At 60.3% G+C, this 22,598-nt stretch carries 24 protein-coding genes and 1 tRNA gene; 6 read left to right on the top strand and 19 right to left on the bottom strand.

Features of this window, described 5'->3' with window-relative positions; translation table 11 throughout:
- Positions 1-167: 167 nt before the first annotated feature.
- The 9 genes from AB4N98_RS08910 to AB4N98_RS08870 form a co-directional block, all read right to left on the bottom strand.
- Positions 168-1,082, bottom strand: coding sequence for a sigma-54-dependent Fis family transcriptional regulator (locus tag AB4N98_RS08910; protein WP_017529917.1), 915 nt, complete (start codon positions 1,080-1,082; stop codon positions 168-170).
- Between the two features lie 257 nt (positions 1,083-1,339).
- Positions 1,340-2,440: a redox-regulated ATPase YchF gene (ychF, locus tag AB4N98_RS08905; protein ID WP_017529916.1), complete on the bottom strand. Its 1,101-nt coding sequence runs from the start codon at positions 2,438-2,440 to the stop codon at positions 1,340-1,342.
- Between the two features lie 21 nt (positions 2,441-2,461).
- Positions 2,462-3,046, bottom strand: a complete 585-nt coding sequence (pth, locus tag AB4N98_RS08900) for an aminoacyl-tRNA hydrolase (RefSeq protein ID WP_017529915.1) — start codon at positions 3,044-3,046, stop codon at positions 2,462-2,464.
- Positions 3,047-3,212: 166 nt separating this feature from the next.
- A complete protein-coding gene (locus AB4N98_RS08895; protein ID WP_003171597.1) occupies positions 3,213-3,812 on the bottom strand; it encodes a 50S ribosomal protein L25/general stress protein Ctc in 600 nt (199 codons plus the stop codon).
- Positions 3,813-3,950: 138 nt separating this feature from the next.
- Positions 3,951-4,892 (bottom strand): ribose-phosphate pyrophosphokinase, encoded by a 942-nt coding sequence (locus tag AB4N98_RS08890; protein ID WP_003171603.1) that lies wholly within the window; start codon positions 4,890-4,892, stop codon positions 3,951-3,953.
- A 46-nt stretch (positions 4,893-4,938) separates the two neighbouring features.
- Positions 4,939-5,013 (bottom strand) — tRNA-Gln (locus AB4N98_RS08885).
- Between the two features lie 37 nt (positions 5,014-5,050).
- Positions 5,051-5,902, bottom strand: a complete 852-nt coding sequence (ispE, locus tag AB4N98_RS08880; protein WP_017529914.1) for a 4-(cytidine 5'-diphospho)-2-C-methyl-D-erythritol kinase — start codon at positions 5,900-5,902, stop codon at positions 5,051-5,053.
- A gap of 1 nt (position 5,903) precedes the next feature.
- Positions 5,904-6,521, bottom strand: a complete 618-nt coding sequence (lolB, locus tag AB4N98_RS08875) for a lipoprotein insertase outer membrane protein LolB (protein ID WP_017529913.1) — start codon at positions 6,519-6,521, stop codon at positions 5,904-5,906.
- 4 nt (positions 6,522-6,525) lie between these two features.
- Positions 6,526-8,250, bottom strand: coding sequence for a tetratricopeptide repeat protein (locus AB4N98_RS08870; RefSeq protein ID WP_065877337.1), 1,725 nt, complete (start codon positions 8,248-8,250; stop codon positions 6,526-6,528).
- Between the two features lie 182 nt (positions 8,251-8,432).
- Here AB4N98_RS08870 and hemA point away from each other — a divergent pair, with 182 nt between their 5' ends.
- From hemA to AB4N98_RS08840, 6 genes are all read left to right on the top strand, one after another.
- On the top strand, positions 8,433-9,722 hold the full coding sequence (hemA, locus tag AB4N98_RS08865) for a glutamyl-tRNA reductase (RefSeq protein WP_065877336.1): 1,290 nt from the start codon (positions 8,433-8,435) through the stop codon (positions 9,720-9,722).
- The gene (prfA, locus tag AB4N98_RS08860; RefSeq protein WP_017529910.1) at positions 9,719-10,801 is read left to right on the top strand and encodes a peptide chain release factor 1; all 1,083 of its coding nucleotides are present in this window, start codon (positions 9,719-9,721) and stop codon (positions 10,799-10,801) included. Before hemA ends, prfA begins: the two co-directional genes overlap by 4 nt.
- Positions 10,802-11,632 carry a peptide chain release factor N(5)-glutamine methyltransferase gene (gene prmC, locus AB4N98_RS08855; RefSeq protein ID WP_065877335.1) on the top strand — a complete coding sequence of 277 codons (831 nt, stop codon included), beginning with the start codon at positions 10,802-10,804 and terminating at the stop codon, positions 11,630-11,632.
- Positions 11,626-12,381, top strand: coding sequence for a molybdopterin-synthase adenylyltransferase MoeB (locus tag AB4N98_RS08850; protein ID WP_017529908.1), 756 nt, complete (start codon positions 11,626-11,628; stop codon positions 12,379-12,381). The genes prmC and AB4N98_RS08850 overlap by 7 nt, the downstream gene beginning before the upstream one ends.
- Positions 12,374-13,168: a glutamate racemase gene (gene murI, locus AB4N98_RS08845; protein WP_460149373.1), complete on the top strand. Its 795-nt coding sequence runs from the start codon at positions 12,374-12,376 to the stop codon at positions 13,166-13,168. The genes AB4N98_RS08850 and murI overlap by 8 nt, the downstream gene beginning before the upstream one ends.
- A 102-nt stretch (positions 13,169-13,270) precedes the next feature.
- On the top strand, positions 13,271-13,789 hold the full coding sequence (locus AB4N98_RS08840) for an acyloxyacyl hydrolase (protein ID WP_065877333.1): 519 nt from the start codon (positions 13,271-13,273) through the stop codon (positions 13,787-13,789).
- Positions 13,790-13,863: 74 nt separating this feature from the next.
- Here the strand turns inward: AB4N98_RS08840 and AB4N98_RS08835 are convergent, their stop codons facing one another.
- The 10 genes from AB4N98_RS08835 to AB4N98_RS08790 are packed head-to-tail and all read right to left on the bottom strand — an operon-like array spanning position 13,864 to position 22,533.
- Positions 13,864-14,169, bottom strand: a complete 306-nt coding sequence (locus AB4N98_RS08835; RefSeq protein ID WP_017529905.1) for a YkgJ family cysteine cluster protein — start codon at positions 14,167-14,169, stop codon at positions 13,864-13,866.
- A gap of 54 nt (positions 14,170-14,223) precedes the next feature.
- Complete coding sequence (locus tag AB4N98_RS08830; RefSeq protein ID WP_460149372.1) at positions 14,224-14,703, bottom strand: DUF2878 domain-containing protein; 480 nt, start codon at positions 14,701-14,703, stop codon at positions 14,224-14,226.
- Complete coding sequence (locus tag AB4N98_RS08825; RefSeq protein WP_137219986.1) at positions 14,696-15,967, bottom strand: SAM-dependent methyltransferase; 1,272 nt, start codon at positions 15,965-15,967, stop codon at positions 14,696-14,698. Before AB4N98_RS08825 ends, AB4N98_RS08830 begins: the two co-directional genes overlap by 8 nt.
- On the bottom strand, positions 15,954-16,763 hold the full coding sequence (locus AB4N98_RS08820) for a DUF1365 domain-containing protein (protein WP_068935959.1): 810 nt from the start codon (positions 16,761-16,763) through the stop codon (positions 15,954-15,956). Before AB4N98_RS08820 ends, AB4N98_RS08825 begins: the two co-directional genes overlap by 14 nt.
- A complete protein-coding gene (locus AB4N98_RS08815; RefSeq protein WP_068935958.1) occupies positions 16,760-18,007 on the bottom strand; it encodes an NAD(P)/FAD-dependent oxidoreductase in 1,248 nt (415 codons plus the stop codon). Before AB4N98_RS08815 ends, AB4N98_RS08820 begins: the two co-directional genes overlap by 4 nt.
- Positions 18,004-18,786 carry an SDR family NAD(P)-dependent oxidoreductase gene (locus tag AB4N98_RS08810; protein WP_017529900.1) on the bottom strand — a complete coding sequence of 261 codons (783 nt, stop codon included), beginning with the start codon at positions 18,784-18,786 and terminating at the stop codon, positions 18,004-18,006. Before AB4N98_RS08810 ends, AB4N98_RS08815 begins: the two co-directional genes overlap by 4 nt.
- On the bottom strand, positions 18,783-19,205 hold the full coding sequence (locus AB4N98_RS08805; protein WP_017529899.1) for a nuclear transport factor 2 family protein: 423 nt from the start codon (positions 19,203-19,205) through the stop codon (positions 18,783-18,785). Before AB4N98_RS08805 ends, AB4N98_RS08810 begins: the two co-directional genes overlap by 4 nt.
- Positions 19,198-20,640 (bottom strand): deoxyribodipyrimidine photo-lyase, encoded by a 1,443-nt coding sequence (phrB, locus tag AB4N98_RS08800; RefSeq protein WP_017529898.1) that lies wholly within the window; start codon positions 20,638-20,640, stop codon positions 19,198-19,200. Before phrB ends, AB4N98_RS08805 begins: the two co-directional genes overlap by 8 nt.
- Positions 20,641-21,570: a MerR family transcriptional regulator gene (locus AB4N98_RS08795; protein ID WP_068935955.1), complete on the bottom strand. Its 930-nt coding sequence runs from the start codon at positions 21,568-21,570 to the stop codon at positions 20,641-20,643.
- A gap of 3 nt (positions 21,571-21,573) precedes the next feature.
- Positions 21,574-22,533 (bottom strand): YbgA family protein, encoded by a 960-nt coding sequence (locus AB4N98_RS08790; protein ID WP_017529896.1) that lies wholly within the window; start codon positions 22,531-22,533, stop codon positions 21,574-21,576.
- Between the last annotated feature and the right edge of the window lie 65 nt (positions 22,534-22,598).

Here is a 22,598-nt window from a genome sequence, read left to right as displayed (position 1 = left end):
AGATCACCTTTCAAGTTTTAAATAAAGAGTGATAGCAAGTAACCTGCTATCTGTGCATGTTGAGCGACGTTGAAGTTGCTCAGGCTTTGGGTGGTTTGTTACAAATGAAACGTTCCATTTTATTGCGCGTGAAATATTTAAATTTATTTCGGTTGGTGCGGTAGTGTTTATATTTCGAGTTGTTTCATCCGGTAATAGAGTGTGCGCTTTACCACCCCCAACTCAGTCGCCACGCTATCGACACAGTGGTCGTTGCGCTGCAGTGACTCTTCAATCAGCGCTTTTTCGATTTGTTGCAGGCGGGTCTTGAGGCCTATTTCGTTACCTTGTGGGTTGCTCATCGGGGTTGCGAGCGGTGCCAGGCCCAATACGAAGCGTTTGGCGGCCGAACGTAGCTCACGAATGTTTCCCAGCCAGGAATGGCAGAGTATTTGTTGCAACAACTGGGCGGGCGGGGTTGGCGCAGGACATTGGAACTGTTCGGCCTCCTGCCGGACCATGTTGAGAAACAACGGGATGATCCGTTCTCGTTGGTCGCGCAGGGCGGGAAGCTGGAGGCTGACAATGTTCAATCGAAAGTACAGGTCACGTCTGAAAGTGCCTGATTCGACCATCTGGTGCAGCGACTGCTGGGCTGAGGCAATGACGCGCATATCCACCGGGATGAAACGGGTTGAGCCTAGGCGCTCCACGCCGCGAGACTCCAGTACCCGCAGCAGTTTGGCTTGCAGGTTCAACGGCATGCTGTCGATCTCGTCGAGGTAAAGCGTGCCCAGATGAGCGGCTTCCACAACGCCTGCCCGCGACTGCACCGCCCCCGTAAAGGCGCCGCTGTTGACCCCAAACAACTGGCTTTCCGCAAGGCTTTCGGGGATGGCCGCACAGTTCACGGCAACGAAGTTACCGCGCCGTCCCGATAAACGATGAACCCGTTGGGCCAGCGTGTCCTTGCCGGTGCCGGTTTCTCCCAGCAATAAAATATCGATGTTGAGTTTCGCGGTGCTGTGAAGCGTACTTTCAATGTCTGGGTCTTCCAGGAACGACATGTCCGTTTCAACTTCCCCATGACAGGAATTCAACATCGAAGGGGTGCTCCATTATGTTTCGCGATTGAGAAGGCCGTGATCAGCCACGCCTTCACTGGCGCGAAAAATTATAGGTTTCTCACACGGAGCTTGAAGTAGGAAGTTACGTGAATGCTGTAGGAAAAGTTAGATAGGTTTATGTTTTGTTGTGGCTAATTACGAACGCGTCAAAGTTCGGGTGTTAAATAATGGCCCACAAAAAAGCCGATGCAATGCATCGGCTTTTTAAGTGCGGGGTAAGCCGCGAATACTACTTACACGTTGAAACGGAAATGCATCACGTCGCCATCCTTGACGATGTATTCCTTGCCTTCCAGGCGCCATTTACCGGCTTCCTTGGCACCGGCTTCACCCTTGAACTGGATAAAGTCGTTGTAGGCGATCACTTCGGCGCGGATAAAGCCTTTTTCGAAGTCGGTGTGGATCACGCCGGCAGCCTGTGGCGCGGTGGCGCCGACTTTGACGGTCCAGGCGCGGACTTCTTCGACGCCGGCGGTGAAGTAGGTCTGCAAGTTGAGCATTTCGTAGCCGGCACGGATCACGCGATTCAGACCAGGCTCTTCCAGGCCCAGGGCCTCAAGGAACATATCTTTTTCTTCGCCGTCGTCGAGTTCGGCGATTTCCGCTTCGATCTTGTTGCACACCGGAACAACTATGGCGCCTTCTTCGTCGGCAATGGCCTTGACCACATCCAGCAGCGGGTTGTTCTCAAAACCGTCTTCAGCCACGTTGGCGATGTACATTACCGGTTTGGTGGTCAGCAGGTGGAAGCCCTTGATCACGGCCTTCTCATCAACGCCCATGTTCTTCATCAGGCTGCGCGCAGGCTTGCCTTCGGTGAAGTGAGCGATCAACTGCTCCAGCAGGCCTTTCTGGACCACTGCGTCCTTGTCACCGCCCTTGGCGTTACGCGCAACTTTCTGCAATTGCTTTTCGCAGCTGTCGAGGTCGGCGAAGATCAGTTCCAGGTCAATGATCTCGATGTCGCGTTTCGGGTCGACACTGTTGGAGACGTGAATCACGTTCTCGTCTTCGAAGCAGCGGACCACGTGGGCGATGGCATCGGTTTCGCGGATGTTGGCCAGGAACTTGTTGCCCAGGCCTTCACCTTTCGATGCGCCAGCCACCAGGCCGGCGATGTCGACGAATTCCATGGTGGTTGGCAGGATGCGCTTGGGGTTGACGATGGCTGCCAGCGCGTCAAGACGCGGGTCCGGCATCGGCACGATACCGCTGTTGGGTTCGATGGTGCAGAAGGGGAAGTTCTCCGCCGCAATACCGGACTTGGTCAAAGCGTTGAACAAGGTGGATTTGCCGACGTTGGGCAGGCCGACGATGCCGCAATTGAATCCCATGGTGTTTCCCCTCGGTAAGAGTCAGGCCTTCTGGCTGTGCAGGTTTTTCATCGCACGGTTCCATTCCCCGGCGAAGATATCCGGCAGCACGCCGAGGGCAAAGTCGATGCTGGCATCGAGTTTTTCCTGTTCGGCGCGTGGCGCACGACCCAGGACGAAATTTGAAACCATACTGGCAACGCCTGGGTGGCCAATGCCGAGCCGCAGGCGGTAGAAATTATTCTGATTACCCAACTGCGCGATGATGTCGCGCAGGCCGTTGTGCCCACCGTGCCCGCCGCCCAGCTTGAGCTTGGCAACGCCGGGTGGCAGGTCCAGTTCGTCATGGGCCACCAGGATTTCTTCGGGTTTGATCCGGAAGAAGCCCGCAAGCGCCGCGACAGACTGGCCGCTGCGGTTCATGTAGGTGGTGGGAATCAGCAGACGAACATCCTGACCCTGGTGCGAGAAGCGCCCGGTCAGGCCAAAATACTTGCGATCGGCCGCCAGGTTTACACCCTGGGCATGGGCGATACGCTCAACAAAAAGGGCCCCCGCGTTATGCCGGGTCTGTTCGTATTCGGCGCCTGGATTTCCCAGGCCAACGATCAGTTTAATGGCAGTCACGACAGGGGCCCTTCCTTTGGAGTTGTGGATAACATCGCCGACCTGAGTGCGGCGAAAGTGGATGACAGGAGCTCACTTATCCAGAGATAAACTTCGCGTTGTCGCCCGCTTTCTCGCTACGTTCCGGTCCGCGATGTTGCCTCAAGCTCCGGCAAGACAGAGTGAATTACTCTGCAGCGCCTTCTTCAGCTTCTGGTGCAACGCGTGGAGCGTGTACGTTTGCGACAGCTTTGTCGTCACCGTGAGCCAGTGCAACGAACTCAACGCCTTTAGGGGCTTTGAGGTCGGACAGGTGAACGATTGCGCCGATTTCCAGAGCCGACAGGTCGACTTCGATGAACTCAGGCAGATCTTTCGGCAGGCAGGTCACTTCGATTTCGTTCAGGACGTGAGAGATCTCGCCGCCTTTCTTGACCGGAGCTTCTTCACCAACAAAGTGTACTGGAACGATAGCGGTCAGTTTCTGACCGGCTACGACGCGTACGAAGTCAGCGTGCAGTACGTGACCCTTGGACGGGTGACGTTGCAGGGCCTTGATGATGACGTTCTGCTTTTTGCCGCCAACGTTCAGTTCGATAACGTGGCTGTAGGCAGCATCGTTTTCGAGCAGTTTGGCAACTTCTTTAGCCAGCATGCTGATGGATTCAGGGGCTTTGTCGCCACCGTAAACTACAGCTGGAACCAGGCTTGCGAGACGACGCAGGCGGCGGCTCGCACCTTTCCCCAGGTCGGAACGCAGTTCAGCATTCAAAGTAAAGTTGTTCATGTTGTATCTCCAAATTAACCACATTCGCCCCAGCGTTTGCGACCAGCGCTAAAGGCGATATGGGCAAAAAAGCCCCGCCCCAACAGAATGCTGGGGCGGGGCGCTTTTCGTCAGGTTGATGTCGCTAAGGTTTGACCCTTAACGGAACATCGCGCTGATCGATTCTTCATTGCTGATACGGCGAACCGCTTCGGCAACGACCGGTGCGATATCCAGTTGACGGATACGCGCACAGGCTTGAGCAGCGGCGGACAACGGGATGGTGTTGGTCACCACCAGTTCGTCCAGCACGGAATTCTCGATGTTCTCGATCGCTCGGCCCGACAGCACAGGGTGTGTGCAGTAGGCGAAGACTTTAGCCGCACCGTGCTCTTTCAAGGCTTTAGCCGCGTGGCACAGGGTGCCGGCGGTGTCGACCATGTCATCAACCAGAATACAGGTACGCCCTTCGACATCACCGATGATATGCATCACTTCAGAGTGATTGGCTTTCTCGCGGCGTTTGTCGATGATCCCGAGATCCACACCCAGGGATTTGGCAACGGCCCGTGCACGCACGACGCCACCAATGTCCGGGGACACGATCATCAGGTTTTCAAAGCGCTGATCTTCGATGTCATCCACCAATACGGGGGAGCCGTAGATGTTATCTACCGGAATATCGAAGAACCCCTGGATTTGGTCAGCGTGCAGGTCAACCGTGAGAACACGGTCGATGCCTACCACGGTGAGCATGTCAGCAACGACTTTCGCGCTGATAGCCACCCGTGCGGAACGCGGACGGCGATCCTGACGGGCATAACCAAAGTAAGGGATTACAGCTGTGATTCGAGTCGCTGAGGAGCGGCGGAAGGCATCAGCCATCACGACGAGTTCCATCAGGTTATCGTTGGTCGGAGCGCAGGTCGGCTGAATAATGAAGACGTCTTTACCGCGAACGTTTTCATTGATCTCGGCTGTAATTTCGCCGTCGGAGAACTTACCGACAGAGATGTCACCGAGAGGGATATGCAGCTGACGTACGACACGTCGAGCCAGATCGGGGTTGGCGTTCCCCGTAAAGACCATCATCTTGGACACGCGCAGTACCTAGAGGCTGAGGGTAACCTGGATGAGTATTAGAAAATGGCAGGGGCGGCTGGATTCGAACCAACGCATGGCAGGATCAAAACCTGCTGCCTTACCGCTTGGCGACGCCCCTGTATCTGTTGCAACGAGTACCCAGTACTCGATTCCTTTTAGAGCAGACTTTGCAGCTTGCGATGCAACATCGAAACGTTGCTTCCCTTTGCTACAAACCCTGTAAGGGTCTCTGTAAGAAGGGCCGAGACTTTATCAGCTTCAGCTTTGCTTGGGAAGCCCCCAAACACACAACTTCCAGTTCCGGTTAATTTTGCTTCGGTAAATTTACCTAACAAATTCAAAGCGTTACGTACCTCTGGATAACGCCTTGCTACAACCGGTAAGCAGTCATTTCGACTGTTTCCCTTGGGAACGGGGCGCACTTTAATGGGAGAAGAGTTACGTGTCAACAACGGATCTGAAAAAATTTCTGCTGTACTTACAGATACTTGCGGGACAAGCACGACATACCACGGCTCTTCGGGGAATTGCGGGGTAAGTTTCTCCCCTACGCCCTCGGCAAAAGCCGCATGCCCATGCACGAAAACCGGGACATCGGCGCCCAGCGTGAGGCCCAGCGCGGCCAGGCGATCTTGGCCCCAGCCCAGTTGCCACAAGTGGTTGAGACCCAGCAGGGTGGTCGCGGCATTTGAGCTGCCCCCGCCGATCCCGCCACCCATCGGCAGGATTTTATCGATCCAGATGTCGATGCCCTGCGAACAGCCGGATTGTTCCTGAAGTTTTTTTGCCGCCCGCACAATCAGATTGCTGTCGTGGGGCACGCCGTCGAATTCGGTGTGCAGTTGGATCACGCCATCGTCGCGTACGGCGAAGGTCAGCTCATCGCCATAGTCGAGAAATTGAAACAGCGTCTGCAACTCGTGGTAGCCGTCTTCGCGGCGCCCCAGAATGTGCAGCATCAGGTTCAGTTTGGCCGGGGAGGGCAGAGTCAGTTTGTCTACGCTCACGTCACTGCCCCAATTTGCGCGGTTGCCAGTCCTTGATCACCAGCGTCACGTCCAGGTCGGTACCGTGCAGCTTGATGCGCTCGGGCAGCCAATAACCGCTTTGTTGCACATAACTGAGGTACTCGACCTGCCAGCCATCCTGTTCCAGGGTGGCCAGGCGGCTGTCACCGTTGAGGCTCAGGCGACTCTTGCTGTCCGGCGCGGGCAGGCCGCGAACCCACCACACCAAGTGCGAGACAGGCAGCTTCCAGCCGATCTGCTCTTGCAGCAAAGCTTCCGGTGACGTCGCTTCATAGCGGCCCTGGTTGGCCACTTCAAGGCTCACCTGCCCCGGACGCCCGGTCAGGCGAGCCGCGCCACGGCCCAGTGGGCCCGATAAACGAATGTCGTAATAATCCTGGCGTTGCAGCCAGAACAACGTGCCGCTGCCGGAGTCTTTCGGTGCGCGCACCCCGACTTTGCCTTCGATCTGCCAGCCATCAATGCTGGCTAGCTGATCCTTATGCTGCTTCCATTGCGCCGGGTTGCCCTGGCCTTCAACGGATTCACGGTTGCCCAGGCCTGCGCAACCGGCGAGCAGGGCGATAAGACTGAACATTACAACGTGGCGCAAGAACATAAGCTTAAAGGGTCTCGGATCCGGTCAGGCGCTTGATGGTGCCGCGCAGGATGGGGCTTTCGGGTTGTTCGTTGAGGAATTTTTCCCAGATTTGGCGTGCTTCGCGCTGTTTGCCATTGGCCCACAACACTTCGCCCAGGTGGGCGGCGACTTCCTGATCGGGGAAGCGCTCCAGCGCCTGGCGCAGCAAACGTTCGGCTTCGTCCAGGTTACCCAGGCGGTAGTTCACCCAGCCCAGGCTGTCGAGCACGGCCGGGTCTTCGGGGTTGAGCTTGTGCGCTTGTTCGATCAGTACCTTGGCTTCGTCGTAGCGCGTGGTGCGGTCGGACAAGGTGTAGCCCAATGCATTCAGCGCCATGGCGTTGTCGGGGTCGCGCTTGATGATCAGCCGCAGGTCTTTTTCCATCTGCGCCAAATCGTTGCGTTTTTCCGCCTGCATGGCGCGGGTGTACAGCAGATTCAAGTCGTCGGGGAATTGCAGCAAGGCTTGTTGCAGCAGTTTCCAGGCGCGCTCGCCCTGATTGTTGGCTGACAAGGTTTCGGCCTGGATCAAGTACAGTTGGATTGCGTAATCCGGCTCGGCATCGCGGGCGGCGGCCAGGCGTTTTTCGGCCTCGTCGGTGCGGCCGTTGCTTATCAGGATATCGGCTTGGCGCAACTGAGCCGGCAGGTAGTCATTACCGGGGCCGACCTGGGCGTATTCGAGCAGGGCGGCCTGTGGGTCGTTGCGCTCTTCAGCGATACGGCCCAGGTTCAGGTGCGCGGAGTCCACGTGGCTTTCCCGGGCAATCAGCTCTTCCAGATACCCCTTGGCCTCGTCCCAGGCCTTGGCTTCCAGGCACACCAGCGCCAGGGAGTAACGCAGTTCGTCATCGTCCGGGTATTGCTGGACCAGGCTGGCGAACTGCACTTTGGCGTCCTCCATGCGGTCCTGCTCGACCAGCATGCGCGCATAAGTCAGGCGCAGGCGTTTGTCTTCCGGGTACTTCTTGATGCTTTTTTCCAGCAGTACAATCGCTTCCTTGCCACGATTGAGGTTCTGCAGCAGGCGCGCGCGCAGCAGGATCGGCGCGACCTCGCCCTCTTCCGGCGGGTTCTGCTCCAGCAGCTTAAGGGCCGCTTCGGCTTCGTCATCCTGTTGCAGCAACAACGCCTTGCCGAAAATCAGCTGGCTGTTCTTTGGATGCTTTTGCAGCAGGCGGTCGAAACCTTTCATCAACCCATTGCGCGTGTCCTGGTCGGTGTCGGCGGCCGATAGCGCGAGAAAGTCGAAATGCGTGTCACCCTTGCCCTGCAGGACTTTCTCCATATACACCATGGAGTCGTCATAACGCCCTGCTCGTGCCAACTGAATGGCGGCTGCGCGCTGCGCTTCCAGATCATCGGGCGCGTTTTTCGCCCAGATCAACGAGGTATCCAGCGCAGCCTGATCGGCACCCAGGTACTCGGCGATGCGAAACGCTCGCTCGGAGATTCCCGGGTCCTGGGTGTTGATGGCCTGGGTCACGTAATTATCCAGCGCAATGTCGAAGCGATTGCGTTGGCCGGCCAGTTCCGCACTCAGCAGGCTGAACACCGTTTCTTCACTGAACGAGGAGTAAACCTTGGGCTTTTCAGGGGCGGGAGTGCTGTCTTCCACCGGCGGGGTACCGTCCGGCGACACGGGGGCCAAGGCCTGGCAGCCGCTGAGGAAGACAAAAGCAAGGAGCAACGCGGAAGATCTATTCATATAGGAAGAGGACGACTAACCTGCGGTCGGATCATCATGACACAAGCCTTCGGCCAAACATAACCGAGTCTCAGTGGATACCTTTATAGGCACAAGGTATAGGGACAATAGACGACGGTGGTTGTTCTGAATCTTTCGAAGTAGGACAATTGTCGGCTTCCCGACATCATCAGCGATATTGAATGGCCTTCCTCGCACTCGGTATTAACCACAAGACTGCCTCCGTAGACGTGCGCGAGCGCGTGGCGTTTACCCCAGAGCAGTTGGTTGAGGCCTTGCAGCAGCTCTGCCGGCTCACCGACAGCCGCGAAGCTGCGATCCTTTCAACCTGCAATCGCAGCGAACTTTATATAGAGCAGGAACATCTCAGCGCGGATGTCGTCTTGCGCTGGCTGGCGGATTATCACCATTTAAGCCTCGATGACCTGCGCGCCAGTGCCTATGTGCACGAAGACGATGCGGCAGTTCGTCACATGATGCGTGTGGCTGCCGGTCTCGATTCGCTGGTACTCGGCGAGCCGCAGATCCTCGGCCAGATGAAGTCCGCCTACGCGGTAGCGCGTGAGGCCGGTACCGTCGGCCCGCTGCTGGGTCGCCTGTTCCAGGCCACGTTCAATTCGGCCAAGCAGGTGCGCACCGACACCGCCATCGGCGAAAACCCAGTGTCCGTGGCGTTTGCCGCCGTCAGCCTGGCCAAGCAGATTTTCAGCGACTTGCAGCGCAGCCAGGCCTTGCTGATCGGCGCCGGTGAAACCATCACTCTGGTGGCCCGCCACCTGCATGATCTGGGTGTGAAGCGCATCGTGGTCGCCAATCGCACCCTGGAGCGCGCAAGCATCCTGGCCGAACAGTTTGGCGCCCACGCCGTGCTGCTGGCGGATATTCCGGCCGAGCTGGTGCGAAGCGATATCGTGATCAGCTCCACCGCCAGCCAATTGCCTATTCTTGGCAAGGGCGCGGTGGAAAGCGCGCTGAAGCTGCGCAAGCACAAGCCGATCTTTATGGTGGATATCGCCGTTCCCAGGGATATCGAGCCCGAAGTCGGCGAGTTGGACGACGTTTACCTCTACAGCGTCGATGATCTGCATGAAGTGGTCGCCGAAAACCTCAAGAGCCGCCAGGGCGCTGCCCAGGCCGCCGAGGAAATGGTCAGCACCGGCGCCGAAGACTTCATGGTGCGCTTACGTGAACTGGCGGCGGTGGACGTGCTCAAGGCGTATCGTCAGCAGGGTGAACGCCTGCGCGACGAGGAGTTGCTCAAGGCTCAGCGCTTGCTGGCCAACGGCAGCAGCGCCGAAGAGGTGCTGATGCAACTGGCTCGCGGCCTTACCAACAAGCTGCTCCACGCGCCCAGCGTGCAATTGAAAAAGCTTACCGCCGAAGGCCGCCTCGATGCGTTGGCCATGGCCCAGGAACTCTTTGCCCTCGGTGAGGGCGCGTCAGAAAGCTCTTCGGATAAAAAACCGCAATGAAAGCGTCACTGCTCAATAAACTGGACGTGCTCCAGGACCGTTTCGAAGAACTGACCGCCTTGCTCGGCGATGGCGAGGTCATCTCCGATCAGGCCAGGTTCCGCGCTTATTCCAAGGAATACGCCGAAGTCGAGCCTGTCGTGGCGACCTACAAAAACTTGCTGAAAGTGCAGGCCGACCTTGAAGGTGCCCAGGCGCTGCTCAAGGACAGCGACCCGGACATGCGCGAAATGGCCGTGGAAGAAGTCCGCGAAGCCAAGGACAAACTGGCCGAGCTGGAAGGCGACCTGCAACGCATGTTGCTGCCCAAGGACCCCAACGACGGGCGCAACGTGTTCCTCGAAATACGCGCCGGCACCGGTGGCGACGAGGCGGCGATTTTTTCCGGCGACCTGTTCCGCATGTATTCGCGCTATGCCGAGCGGCGTGGCTGGCGGGTGGAGATCCTGTCCGAGAACGAAGGCGAGCACGGGGGCTATAAAGAAGTCATCGCGCGGGTCGAAGGCGAGAATGTCTACGGCAAGCTGAAGTTCGAATCCGGCGCGCACCGTGTACAGCGGGTGCCGGCGACCGAATCCCAGGGCCGCATCCATACCTCGGCGTGCACGGTGGCCGTATTGCCCGAGCCGGATGAGCAGGAAGCGATCGAGATCAACCCGGCGGACCTGCGCGTCGACACCTACCGCTCGTCGGGCGCCGGTGGCCAGCACGTCAACAAAACCGATTCGGCGATCCGCATCACCCACTTGCCGTCGGGCATCGTGGTGGAGTGCCAGGAAGAACGTTCCCAGCACAAGAACCGTGCCCGCGCCATGTCCTGGCTGTCGGCCAAGCTCAACGACCAGCAGACCAGCGCCGCCGCCAATGCGATTGCCAGCGAGCGTAAATTGCTGGTGGGCTCGGGCGACCGTTCCGAGCGCATCCGTACCTACAACTTCGCCCAGGGCCGGGTCACCGACCACCGGGTCAACCTCACCCTTTACTCCCTTGACGAGATCCTCGCCGGTGGCGTCGATGCGGTGATCGAGCCGCTGCTCGCCGAATACCAGGCCGATCAATTGGCGGCGATAGGTGAATAAATGACCATCATCGCCAGCCTATTGCGCGCCGCCGACCTGCCGGACTCGCCCACCGCGCGCCTGGACGCCGAATTGCTGCTGGCCGCTGCCCTGGGAAAATCGCGCAGCTACCTGCACACCTGGCCGGAGAAAATCGTCAGCAGCGAAGATGCGCTGACCTTCGCCGGCTACCTGCAACGCCGCCGCGCCGGCGAGCCGGTGGCTTACATTCTTGGCCAGCAAGGTTTCTGGAAACTCGACCTGGAGGTCGCGCCGCACACGCTGATCCCGCGTCCGGACACCGAATTGCTGGTGGAAGCGGCGCTGGAATTATTGCCGGCCACGCCCACCCAGGTCCTCGACCTGGGCACCGGCAGCGGCGCCATTGCATTGGCCCTGGCCAGCGAGCGTCCCGCCTGGCGGGTCACGGCCGTTGATCGCGTGCTGGAGGCAGTGGCCTTGGCCGAACGCAACCGCCAGCGCCTACACCTGAACAACGCCACGGTGCTCAACAGCCATTGGTTCAGCGCCCTGCAAGGTCATACTTATGACCTGATCATCAGTAACCCGCCCTACATCGCCGATAACGACCCGCACCTGGCGGCGGGCGATGTGCGTTTCGAACCGGCCAGCGCGCTGGTAGCGGGCCATGATGGCCTGGACGACCTGCGCTTGATCATCAAAGAGGCTCCGGCCCACTTGAATGCCGGTGGCTGGCTACTGCTCGAACACGGTTACGACCAGGCTCTGGCCGTGCGCGATCTGTTACTGAGCCAGGGCTTTGACGACGTGCATAGCCGCATCGATCTGGGCGGCCACGAACGCATCACGTTGGGGCACCGGCCGTGCTGACCGACCAAGAGCTGTTGCGCTATAGCCGACAGATTCTGTTGCAGCATGTCGACATCGACGGCCAACTGCGTCTGAAAAACGCCCGCGCGTTGATTGTCGGCCTGGGTGGCCTGGGCGCGCCCGTGGCGCTGTATCTGGCGGCCGCCGGCGTGGGCGAGTTGCATCTGGCCGACTTCGATACGGTTGACCTGACCAACCTGCAACGCCAGATCATCCATGACACCGACAGTGTCGGGCAGGCCAAGGTCGATTCGGCCATGCGCCGCCTGACGGCGATCAACCCGGACATCGCCTTGGTTCCTCATCGCCGCGCACTCGATGCGGACTCCCTGGCGGCGGCCGTGGCAGCGGTGGATGTGGTGCTCGATTGCAGCGACAACTTCTCCACCCGCGAAGCCGTCAATGCGGCCTGTGTCGCTGGCGCCACGCCCTTGATCAGCGGCGCGGCGATTCGCCTGGAGGGGCAATTGTCGGTGTTCGACCCGCGCCGCGCCGACAGCCCGTGTTACCACTGTTTATATGGGCACGGCAGCGACACCGAGCTCACCTGCAGCGAAGCCGGCGTGGTAGGGCCGCTGGTCGGTTTGGTGGGCAGCCTGCAAGCGCTGGAAGCCTTGAAGCTGCTGGCCGGCTTCGGCGAGCCGCTGGTGGGCCGCTTGTTGCTGATTGATGCCTTGACCACGCGCTTTCGCGAGTTGCGCGTCAAGCGTGACCCAGGTTGCAGCGTCTGCGGGACGCAGCATGGTTAAGGGCGCGCCGGTCGGTGTGTTCGATTCCGGTGTCGGCGGCTTGTCGGTGCTGGATGAAATCCAGCAACTATTGCCCCACGAATCACTGCTGTATGTCGCCGATGGCGGGCATATCCCCTACGGCGAGAAAACCCCCGCATTCATTCTTGAACGCTCGCGGCGGGTGGCCGAGTTTTTCCGCGCGAAAGGCGCCAAGGCATTCGTGATCGCGTGCAACACGGCCACCGTCGCGGCAGTGGCCGATTTACGCCAGGACTACCCCGACTGGTCACTGGTGGGCATGGAGCCCGCCGTCAAACCCGCCGCTGCCGCTACCCGCAGTGGTGTGGTCGGCGTGCTGGCCACCACCGGCACCCTGCAAAGCGCCAAGTTCGCAGCCTTGCTCGACCGTTTCGCCACCGATGTGCAAGTGATCACCCAGCCATGTCCGGGCCTGGTGGAATTGATTGAAACCGGCGACCTGAACAGCCGGGCCCTGCGCCAGTTGTTGCTGGGCTATATACGCCCGCTGCTCAGTGCCGGTTGCGACACCATCATCCTCGGTTGCACCCACTATCCCTTCCTCAAGCCCCTGCTGGCACAGATGCTGCCCCCCAGCATCATCCTCATCGACACCGGCGCCGCCGTGGCCCGCCAGCTCAAGCGCTTGCTGGGCGAGCGCGACCTGCTGGCGGTCGGCCCGCCCGAGCCCGCACAGTTCTGGACCAGCGGCGATGTGCGTCATCTCAGAAATATCCTACCGACACTATGGAAACATTCCGGAGTTGTGCGAAGCTTCGATTCGTGAAAATTTCGTGAAACGTCGCTGAACTTCTGGCTGTGGGTCAGCTTCTATAGCGAGATGGCCTGTACAAAACCATACAACTTCGTTTTCAAAGGATTGTTTCTTATGAAGCGCTTGTTCTGTTTGGCTGCAATCGCAGCCGTAGTGGTGGGACACTCGGTTTCAGCCCAGGCTGCCGGCCTGGAATTGGGGGTGGGAAGCACCAGCGACTCCACCATGACCTATCGGTTGGGGCTGACTTCGGAGTGGGATAAAAGCTGGTGGCAAAGCGACGTGGGCCGGTTGACCGGCTACTGGAGCGGCGCCTACACCTACTGGGATGGCGACGAGCGTGCCGGTGCCAGCAGCCTGTCGTTTTCGCCGGTGTTTGTGTACGAGTTTGCCGGGCAATCGGTCAAACCCTACATCGAAGCCGGGATCGGCGTGGCGGTGTTCTCCCGTACCCAACTGGAAGACAACAACATCGGGCAGGCCTTCCAGTTCGAAGACCGCCTGGGGTTCGGCCTGCGGTTTACCGGTGGACATGAAGTGGGCATTCGCGCCACGCACTACTCCAACGCCGGCATCAGCAGTCATAACGATGGGGTCGAGAGCTACTCGCTGCACTACACCCTGCCGTTGTAATTCCTCACAACACTGCAGGTCTCCTGTGGGAGGGAGCAAGCCCCCTCCCACATTTGATCTCCATAAGTTTTAGATCAGCGGTAGGCCGTGGCGATTCCTTCGCGCTCTTCCAGGCATTCCGGCGCGCCCATCTCGAACTCCCGGCAAATCAGCGGCCGCCGTTCATAAATCGTACACATCATCGTGTCCCGATCCAGCGCCGCGCACCAGCCGTCGTCCAGGCGCAGCATCACTTCGCCGCCCCAATCGTCCGTGTCGATATAGCGCTCCGGCACGCCGGTGTCGGTGATCAACATGACTTCCAGCTGGCAGCAGCAGGCGGCGCACGTTGAGCAGGTGACGGCGGGTTCGGTGATTTGGGTGTGGGGGATGTTGGTCATAGGCGCGCAGTGTAAGGCAAGCCGATGCTGTGCGTATGAATGCTCTGACGGACGTCAGCGCGCCAGCCGGTGTAGCCCGACGAAAACCCAGACCCAGATGACGGCCAACCCGGCCATCGTCGGCCCCAGGCCGAAACCGAACTGCACGCCTGCCAGCTGGCTCCCGGCGTAGTAGGACAACGGCCCCCCCATCGCGCCGAGCAGGGCGGCGCACCACCAGGGCCGAGCGCTCCAGGCCAGGCAATGGTGCAACGTGGTCGCCAGCAACGCCCACAGCAACATCAGCCAAAACGGAATCAATGGCCCCGGTTCGCTGAAGTGGAACACGCCCAGGCTACGTAGCAGCGTGTCCAGCAGCGTGCCTGCCAGCGTGACGCTGATAATCAACACGCCATCCTCGGCGGCCGAACTTATCCACAACAGGTGAATGACCAGCGCCGCCACCCCCACCAGCAGCCACAGGCTGTCACCGCCGAGCACACAGGCAAACCAGCCGCACTGGAACAGCACGGCATTGGCCAGGTTTTTAAGCATCGAAGCGTCCCAGCAGCGGCGGGTTGATCGCCGAGGGCTTGGCCAACAGCAATTGCGCGGTGCCGATGGTGCGCTCCATAAAGCCGCCTTCGCAGTAGCACAGGTAAAACTCCCACAGCCGCAGGAAGTACTCGTCATAGCCCAGTTCCGCGAGGCGGCCGTGGGCGCGGCGAAAGTTCTCACGCCACAGGCGCAGGGTTCGCGCGTAATGCAGGCCGAAATCTTCCATGTGCAGCAGGTTCATATCGGTGTCACGGCTGACGATATGCAGCATGTTCTGCACGCTCGGCAGCGCGCCACCGGGGAAGATGTAGCGCTGGATAAAGTCGACGCTGTTCTTGGCCTGCTCGAACCGCTGGTCGCGGATGGTGATGGCTTGCAGCAGCATCAAGCCGTCGTTCCTGAGCAGATGCGCGCATTGTTTGAAGTAGGTCGGCAGAAAGCGATGGCCCACCGCTTCGATCATCTCGATGGACACCAGCTTGTCGTACTGGCCGGTCAGGTCGCGATAGTCCTGCAGCAACAGCGTGACCTGGCCGTGCAAGCCCAAGGCTTCGATGCGCCGTTCGGTGTAGGCGAATTGCTCCTTGGACAGCGTCGTGGTGGTGACCTTGCAGCCGTAATGCTGCGCCGCATATAGCGCCATGCTGCCCCAACCGGTGCCGATTTCCAGCAAGTGGTCGGTGGGTTTGAGCGCGAGTTTCTGGCAGATGCGCTCCAGTTTGTTCAGTTGCGCTTGTTCCAGCGTGTCGTCGGCGCTCAAGAATTGCGCCGCCGAATACATCATGGTCGGGTCGAGAAACTCTTCGAACAGGTCATTGCCGAGGTCGTAGTGGGCGGCGATGTTTTTCTGCGAGCCCTTGCGTGTATTGCGGTTCAACCAGTGCAGGCCTTGGGTCAATGGCCGAGCCAGGCGCGCCAGGCCACCTTCCATTGCGTCGAGTACGTCCAGGTTGCTGACCATCACGCGCACCACGGCGGTCAAGTCCGGGCTGGTCCAGTACCCATGGATAAACGCTTCGCCGGCGCCAATGGAACCGTTGGCTGCCACCAGGCCCCATACGGCCGGGTCGAGGATCTGGATCTCTCCCAGCAAATGCGCTTCCCGTGCGCCGAATATTTGCCGTTCGCCGTCTTCAATCACCACCAGTTGGCCGTGGCGCAATTGGTTGAGTTGACGCAGCACACCCTTGCGCAGCAGCGCGGTAGTCATGCCGTTGACGTTCAGGCGGTTGGCCTTGACCGATAAGCTAGGGGGTTTCATGGCGGCGATCCTTGGTGTAACCGACGGCTGTGCGAGAGGCGCCATCGGCGGCCCGGTGGGGAAAAATCGGTGTGCGTTTGAGCAGCAGGCGCAGCGCCTGCCAATAAATCGCCAGGCAGGTCTTGGCGGTCATCCACGGAAAACGCCACAAGTAGCGATGCAGGCTGGCGCGGTTCAGTGTGTGTTTTTGCAGGCTCAGGGTGGCGTCGAAGATTTTCAGCTCGCCCTGCCAGTCGGCCATGTGCACGCCGAGCCGGGCAGCGGGTAGGCTGAAGCTCATGCGGTATTCCAGGTCGCGCGGTAAAAACGGCGACACATGAAAGGCCTTGGCCACGGCGAAATGCTGGTGTTCATCCGCGCCCAGGGCTTGGGCCGGCAGCACGTAGTGGTAGCGCTCGCGCCATGGGGTGTTGGTCACTTCACAGAGGATCGCGGCCAATTGCCCATCGGCCTCGAAGCAATAGAAGAAACTCACTGGGTTAAAAGCCAGGCCCCAACTGCGGGCCTGGGTCAGCAGGCAGATAACGCCCTGGGGCGCATGCCCAAGGGCCTTGCCGACTTCCTGGCGCACGGCATCGCTCAAACTCATGCCGTGGCGCGTCAATTCACGCAGGTAATCCTGCTGGCGAAAGCCAAAAGGCGCGAACAGGCTGCGTCCGGCCAGGGGCGATAGCCCAAGTACGTGCTCTTCTTCGCTTAGATCCAGGTACAGCAGGCCGATGCGGTAGCGAAAGGCGTGGGCCCTGGGCGCAAACCGGCGATGGGCGATCCAGCCGCTGTACAAGGCACTGTTCACAGGGCCTCTCCAAAGGCTCGGGCTACGCGCAAGGCGCTGACCACGCCGTCTTCATGGAAACCATTGGCCCAATAGGCGCCGCAATAAAAGGTGTTTTGCGCGCCCGCCAGTTCTTCCCAGCGGTTTTGCGCGGCCACCGCCGCCAGGCTGTATTGCGGGTGGGCATAGGTGTAGCGCGCAAGGATCTTCAACGGGTTGATCATGGCTGTCTGGTTCAGGCTCACGCAAAAGGTCGTGGCGCTGTCGATGCCTTGCAGGATGTTCATGTCATAGGTCACGGCCGCCTGGGCCTGGGCAGGGCCGCTCAGCCGGTAGTTCCAGCTGGCCCATGCCAGTTTGCGGTCGGGCAACAGGCGTGTATCGGTGTGCAGCACCACGTCGTTGTCAGCGTAGGGCAGGGCACCGAGGATCTCCTGCTCGGCCTGGCTTGGGTCGCCGAGCAACGCCAGTGCCTGGTCGCTGTGACAGGCGAACACCACGTTGTCGTACGCCTCGGTGCCGGCCGCGCTGTGGATAATCACCCCGTCTGCGTTGCGCTCAACCCGGTGTACCGGGCAATTGAGGCGTACCTGCTCGCGAAAGCTGCGGGTCAACGGTTCGATATAGCAGGAGGAGCCGCCTTCGATCACGCACCACTGCGGGCGATTGTTGACCGAGAGCAAACCGTGGTTCTTGAAGAAGCGGACGAAAAACTGCAAGGGAAAGCCCAGCATGTCGGCCAGGGACATCGACCAGATCGCCGCGCCCATCGGCACGATGTAATGCCGCACAAAGCGCTCGCCGTAGCCGCCGGCGGCAAGGTAATCGCCCAAGGTCATCTCGGCGCTGATGCGCTGCTCTTGCAAGTCTCGCGGCGCCTCGCGGTTGAAGCGCAGAATATCGCGCAACATGCCCCAGAAGCCCGGCGACAAGAGATTGCGCCGCTGCGCGAACAGGCTATTGAGGTTGTTGCCGTTGTACTCGAACCGCGTGCTTTCATCGCACACCGAAAAGCTCATCTCGGTAGGTTTGAACGTCACCCCGATTTGCCCCAACAGGCGAATGAAGTTGGGGTAGGTCCAGTCGTTGAACACGATAAAACCGGTGTCCACCGCGTAGCTTTTGCCTTCCACCGTGACATTGACCGTGTGGGTATGCCCGCCGATGCGGTCGCCCGCTTCGAACACGGTAATGTCGTGCCGCCGGCTGAGCAGGTAGGCGCTGGTCAGCCCGGCAATGCCGCTGCCGATAATGGCGATTTTCACGGGTTGTCCTTTTTCGGTGGCGGGCTGCGCAGCATGCGTTTACCGATGATCAGTTGCGCGCGGTTGGGCAGTTTCGACAGCGGCCACAGCGTGGCGATAAACAACGCCGGGAAGGCGATTTCCAGCGGGCGTTTTTCCAGCTTGGCGAAGATATGCCGAGCGGCTTTGTCGGCCGGCCAGCTCAGGGGCATGGGGAAGTCGTTGCGCTCGGTCAGCGGGGTGTCGACAAAGCCTGGGCTGATCACCGTGACGTCGATGTTTTCCGGCGACAGGCTGATGCGCAGGGATTCGAACAGGTAACGCAGGCCGGCTTTGGACGCGCCGTAGGCTTCGGCGCGAGGCATCGGCAGGTACGTCACGGCGCTGGCGACGCCTACCAGGTGCGGGGTAACCCCGGCGCGCAACAACGGCAGGGCCGCTTCGATGCAGTAACTGCTGGCCAGCAGGTTGGTGCGCACCACGTGTTCGATGATGGATGCATCGAACTGCCGCGCGTCGACATATTCACAGGTGCCGGCATTGAGAATCACCGTATCCAGCGAGCCCCAGTCCGCGGCGATCCGTTCGCCGATTTCGCGCACGGTCTGGCTGTTGGTCAGGTCGCCGGCCACTACCAACACTTGGCCAGGGTAACGTTGCGCCAGGGCGTCCAACGGCGCTTTGCTGCGTGAGCTCAAGGCCACATGGGCGCCGCTGTCGAGCAGTTCCACGGCCAATGCGGCGCCAATGCCACTGCTGGCGCCGGTCAGCCAATAACGACGGGGTGATACAGCGTTCATCCCACTCTCCTTTTCAGCCAACTGACGACTCTGCCCAGCACGGGCAGGTGTTCGTACAGCATGGCGCCGGCATCGAAATAGTCGCGATGGCGGTAAACCTTGTCGCGCCACATCAGGTGCGAGCAACCCTCCACCCGTATGACTTGGCCCTTGGCCAGGCGCGGGTGGCAAAAACTCATGTTCCAGCGCAGGTAGCCTTCGCCCTCGGCCACCTGATCGAAGCCATGAAAATCGAAGCGCAGCTGGCTGACGTTGCTGTACAGCGTTTCGAAGTAACGGTGCAGCGCCGTCAGGCCGTGGACCTCATGCAGCGGGTCGGTGAAGGCGACGTCCTTGCTGTACAAGCTGTCGAGCAGGTGCAGGTTGTGCTTGTCCAGCGTGGCGAAGGTGTGGGCGAAGCGGCGCAGGAAATCACTCATGCTCGGCCACCTCCTGGCGTGAAGGCAGGCTGCGGAAAGCGGCCAAGGCGCGCTCGCGGGATTTTTTCAAGTCGACGATGGCGCGTGGGTAATCCGCCACGCCAAACAGACCGCCGGCGGCCTCGGGGTTATGGACTTCCTTTTTATTCAATGCGGCCAGCTCCGGCAGCCAGTGCTTGATAAACAGGCCTTCGCTGTCGAATTTTTCCGACTGGCTCAAGGGGCTGAAAATCCGGAAGTAGGGCGCCGAATCGGTGCCGGTGGACGAACTCCATTGCCAGCCACCGTTGTTGGCCGCCAGATCGCCGTCGATCAGGTGGCGCATAAAAAAGCGCTCGCCTTCACGCCAGTCGATCAACAGGTTCTTGGTCAGGAACATCGCCACTACCATGCGCAGGCGATTGTGCATCCAGCCGGTTTCCAATAGCTGGCGCATGGCTGCGTCGATGATCGGCAGGCCGGTGCGCGCTTCTTGCCAGGCGGCGAGGTCCTTGGGCGCCTGTCGCCAGGCCACGGCTTCGGTCTCGGGGCGGAATGCGCGGTGGCGCGAGACCCGTGGGTAGCCCACCAGAATGTGCTTGTAGAACTCGCGCCAGAGCAGCTCGTTGATCCAGGTAATGGTGCCGATGTCACCGCTCTCGAACTCGCCCCTGTTGCTTTGCAATGCCGCATGCAGGCACTGGCGCGGCGAAACCACGCCGGCGGCGAGGTACGCCGATAGTTGGCTGGTGCCGGGCTTGGCGGGATAGTCGCGTTCGTCTTTGTAGTAGCTGATCTGTTGGTCGGCAAAGGCGTCGAGGCGGCGACGGGCTTCGTCCTCGCCTGCGGGCCACAGCGCGCGCAGGGTGGCGCTCGGCGGCTCGAAGCCGTCGACGGTTGTCGGAACCGGGTCGCTGGCGAGGTCGAGTTTCGGCTGGGCTTTCGGCGTCGCGATGATAGGCGGCAAGGCGCTGTGCAGGCGCGCGTAGCAGACCTTGCGGAACTGGCTGAACACCTGGAAATAAGTGCCGGTCTTGGTCAGCACACTGCCCGGTTGGAAAAACAATTGGTCCAGGTAACTGTGGAAGGTCACGCCGCAGGCTTCCAATTGCTGGGCCACTGCCGCATCGCGGCGGCTTTCATGGATGCCATATTCCTCGTTGACGTGTACCGACTTTACCGACAGCTCCCGGCACAGTGCGCTGAGTACGCCGGGCGCCTGGTCCCAGGTGGCGGCGCTGCGGATCAGCAGGGGAATGTTCAACTCGCCCAGGGCCCGGCTCATGTGCTGCAGGTTGCGCAGCCAGAAGTCCACTTTGCACGGCGCATCGTCATGGGCCAGCCATTGCTCGGGCGTGATCAGGTACACGGCCGCAACCGGGCCGCGCTGGCTCGCGGTGGCCAGGGCGGTGTTGTCGTGAAGGCGCAGGTCGGTGCGCAGCCAGATCAGGTGCATTTACAGGAGTCCACGCTGGAGCAACAACTGGTGGGCCGACAAGGGGTCTTCGGCGACGGACAGTGTTGGGTTGTCACGGGTCAGCACGGCCAACTCGGCCTGGTGGATACACACGGTCGGCCCGACGATCAACGTTGGGCAACTGACGCCGCCCAGCAGTTTGTGCAGCGTGGGCAGGTGCAGGGCCTTGCTTGAATACAGCAGCACCGCACGCGGTTGCAGATGCTCCGCCGCCAGGGCCAATTCGCCGGCGGGCAGCGGCCAATCGAACACTTCCACCGGGCAGTCGGCGCTGCTGGCCAGCCAGGCGCTGAGCCACAGGTGCGGCTCGAGCGGCAGGTCGGACTGGTTGACCAGCAACAGCGGCGGGCCCTGTAGCTGACGGTTGTTGTGGTAGATGCGCGCGCCGAATTTGCTGCGCAGCCACGACAGGAAAAACACCCGTTCCATCTGTGCGCCGAACTGGCCTTGCCAGCGCTGCTCCAGTTCGTTGATCAACGGCAACAGCAATTGTTCGCACAGGGTGCGCGGCGGATACAGCGCCATGGCCTGGTTAAAGGCGTCGTCGACCCGGCGTTCGGCCAGTTCGCCGATGGCCTGCACCAGGGCCTGGCGCAGGGCATGCCATTCATTTTCGACCGCGTCGGGGCTGGTTTGGGCGGAGTCGATCAGGTGTTTCACCTGGCTGACCGGCACGCCACGATTGAGCCAGGTCAGGATGGCGTGGATGCGTTGCACGTGCTCGGCACTGAACAACCGATGACCCTTGGGCGTACGCTGGGGCACGATCAGGCCATAGCGGCGTTCCCACGCGCGCAGGGTCACGGCGTTGACGCCGGTCTGGCGCGCCACTTCACGGATCGGCAACCAGCCGTCCTGGAGGGCTTGGGCGATGTCTTCGCCGGGTTCGTCTTGCAAGGCGGCTTTCATGGTCTAGATCGCATTACGCAGGCTGAGATTTTCCGGGTGCGGTTGCAGGTAGGCCTGCTGCGCGATGTAACGGTCCGGGTGTTGGCGAAAGTGATGCTTGAGCAGGGTCAGCGGCACCACCAGTGGCACGATGCCGTGGCGGTATTGGCCAATGAGCGCCTGCATTTCCTGTTTATCGTCGGCGCTGATCACCTGTTTGAGATGACCGCTGATGTGGTGCAGCACATTGGTGTGGGTGCCGCGGGTGGCGCACTTTTTCAACCCGGCCATCAATTCGCCAAAGTAGCCGGTGGCCAGTGCTTTAAGGTCGATGTGTTTGTCCATGCTGCCCAGCAGGTGGCCGAGGCTTTTGTAATGCGCCGGGCTGTGGGCCATCAGCAGGTATTTGTAACGCGAGTGGAATGCGAGCAGGCGATGACGGGTCAGGCCCTCGGCCAGCAAGCGTTGCCAACTGGCGTAGACGAAGACGCGTGTCAGGAAGTTTTCCCGCAATACCGGGTCATTCAGCCTGCCATCCTCTTCGACCGGCAGGTGGGGGTGCCGGGCACAGAACGCCTGGGCGTAGATGCCGCGCCCACCGCCGTCCACCGGCGCGCCGTTGTCGCGGTAAACCTTGACCCGTTCCAAGCCACAGGACGGCGACTTTTGCATAAAGATGTAGCCGCACAGGTCGGTGTGTTCGCGCGCCATTTGCTGACCGTATTCATCCAGCGGCTGGGTCACGTTGAGCTCGCGGTGCACGGTGCCCACGGCCTGTGGGTTGGCGGCGTCGCCCACCAGGCGAATGGTCTCGCGAGGGATACCCAGGCCGATGGCGACTTCAGGGCACAGCGGCACAAAGTCGAAATAGTCAGCCAGGGTCTGGCTGCACAGCAGGGATTGTTTGTGTCCGCCGTTGAAACGCACGTTCTCGCCCAAAAGGCAGGCGCTGATGCCGATCTTCGGTTTCGCGGGAGTGGACATAAGCAAACCTCTGCAAGATTCCTGTACAAACTAAAGTCGCTGTACAACTAGGTCTTATCATAGGT

The organism is Pseudomonas sp. S3_E10 (assembly GCF_054667615.1).
Note: the sequence above shows the minus strand (reverse complement) of the source record. Positions and strands in the feature narration are given on the sequence as shown.

What these genes read in the sequence shown, in the direction of transcription:
- AB4N98_RS08910 (WP_017529917.1), bottom strand. Translation starts at nt 1,082, where the DNA reads ATGTTGAATTCCTGTCATGGGGAAGTTGAAACGGACATGTCGTTCCTG.
- ychF (WP_017529916.1), bottom strand. Translation starts at nt 2,440, where the DNA reads ATGGGATTCAATTGCGGCATCGTCGGCCTGCCCAACGTCGGCAAATCC.
- AB4N98_RS08895 (WP_003171597.1), bottom strand. Translation starts at nt 3,812, where the DNA reads ATGAACAACTTTACTTTGAATGCTGAACTGCGTTCCGACCTGGGGAAA.
- lolB (WP_017529913.1), bottom strand. Translation starts at nt 6,521, where the DNA reads ATGTTCTTGCGCCACGTTGTAATGTTCAGTCTTATCGCCCTGCTCGCC.
- AB4N98_RS08870 (WP_065877337.1), bottom strand. Translation starts at nt 8,250, where the DNA reads ATGAATAGATCTTCCGCGTTGCTCCTTGCTTTTGTCTTCCTCAGCGGC.
- hemA (WP_065877336.1), top strand. Translation starts at nt 8,433, where the DNA reads ATGGCCTTCCTCGCACTCGGTATTAACCACAAGACTGCCTCCGTAGAC.
- prfA (WP_017529910.1), top strand. Translation starts at nt 9,719, where the DNA reads ATGAAAGCGTCACTGCTCAATAAACTGGACGTGCTCCAGGACCGTTTC.
- prmC (WP_065877335.1), top strand. Translation starts at nt 10,802, where the DNA reads ATGACCATCATCGCCAGCCTATTGCGCGCCGCCGACCTGCCGGACTCG.
- murI (WP_460149373.1), top strand. Translation starts at nt 12,374, where the DNA reads ATGGTTAAGGGCGCGCCGGTCGGTGTGTTCGATTCCGGTGTCGGCGGC.
- AB4N98_RS08840 (WP_065877333.1), top strand. Translation starts at nt 13,271, where the DNA reads ATGAAGCGCTTGTTCTGTTTGGCTGCAATCGCAGCCGTAGTGGTGGGA.
- AB4N98_RS08835 (WP_017529905.1), bottom strand. Translation starts at nt 14,169, where the DNA reads ATGACCAACATCCCCCACACCCAAATCACCGAACCCGCCGTCACCTGC.
- AB4N98_RS08830 (WP_460149372.1), bottom strand. Translation starts at nt 14,703, where the DNA reads ATGCTTAAAAACCTGGCCAATGCCGTGCTGTTCCAGTGCGGCTGGTTT.
- AB4N98_RS08825 (WP_137219986.1), bottom strand. Translation starts at nt 15,967, where the DNA reads ATGAAACCCCCTAGCTTATCGGTCAAGGCCAACCGCCTGAACGTCAAC.
- AB4N98_RS08810 (WP_017529900.1), bottom strand. Translation starts at nt 18,786, where the DNA reads ATGAACGCTGTATCACCCCGTCGTTATTGGCTGACCGGCGCCAGCAGT.
- AB4N98_RS08805 (WP_017529899.1), bottom strand. Translation starts at nt 19,205, where the DNA reads ATGAGTGATTTCCTGCGCCGCTTCGCCCACACCTTCGCCACGCTGGAC.
- phrB (WP_017529898.1), bottom strand. Translation starts at nt 20,640, where the DNA reads ATGCACCTGATCTGGCTGCGCACCGACCTGCGCCTTCACGACAACACC.
- AB4N98_RS08795 (WP_068935955.1), bottom strand. Translation starts at nt 21,570, where the DNA reads ATGAAAGCCGCCTTGCAAGACGAACCCGGCGAAGACATCGCCCAAGCC.
- AB4N98_RS08790 (WP_017529896.1), bottom strand. Translation starts at nt 22,533, where the DNA reads ATGTCCACTCCCGCGAAACCGAAGATCGGCATCAGCGCCTGCCTTTTG.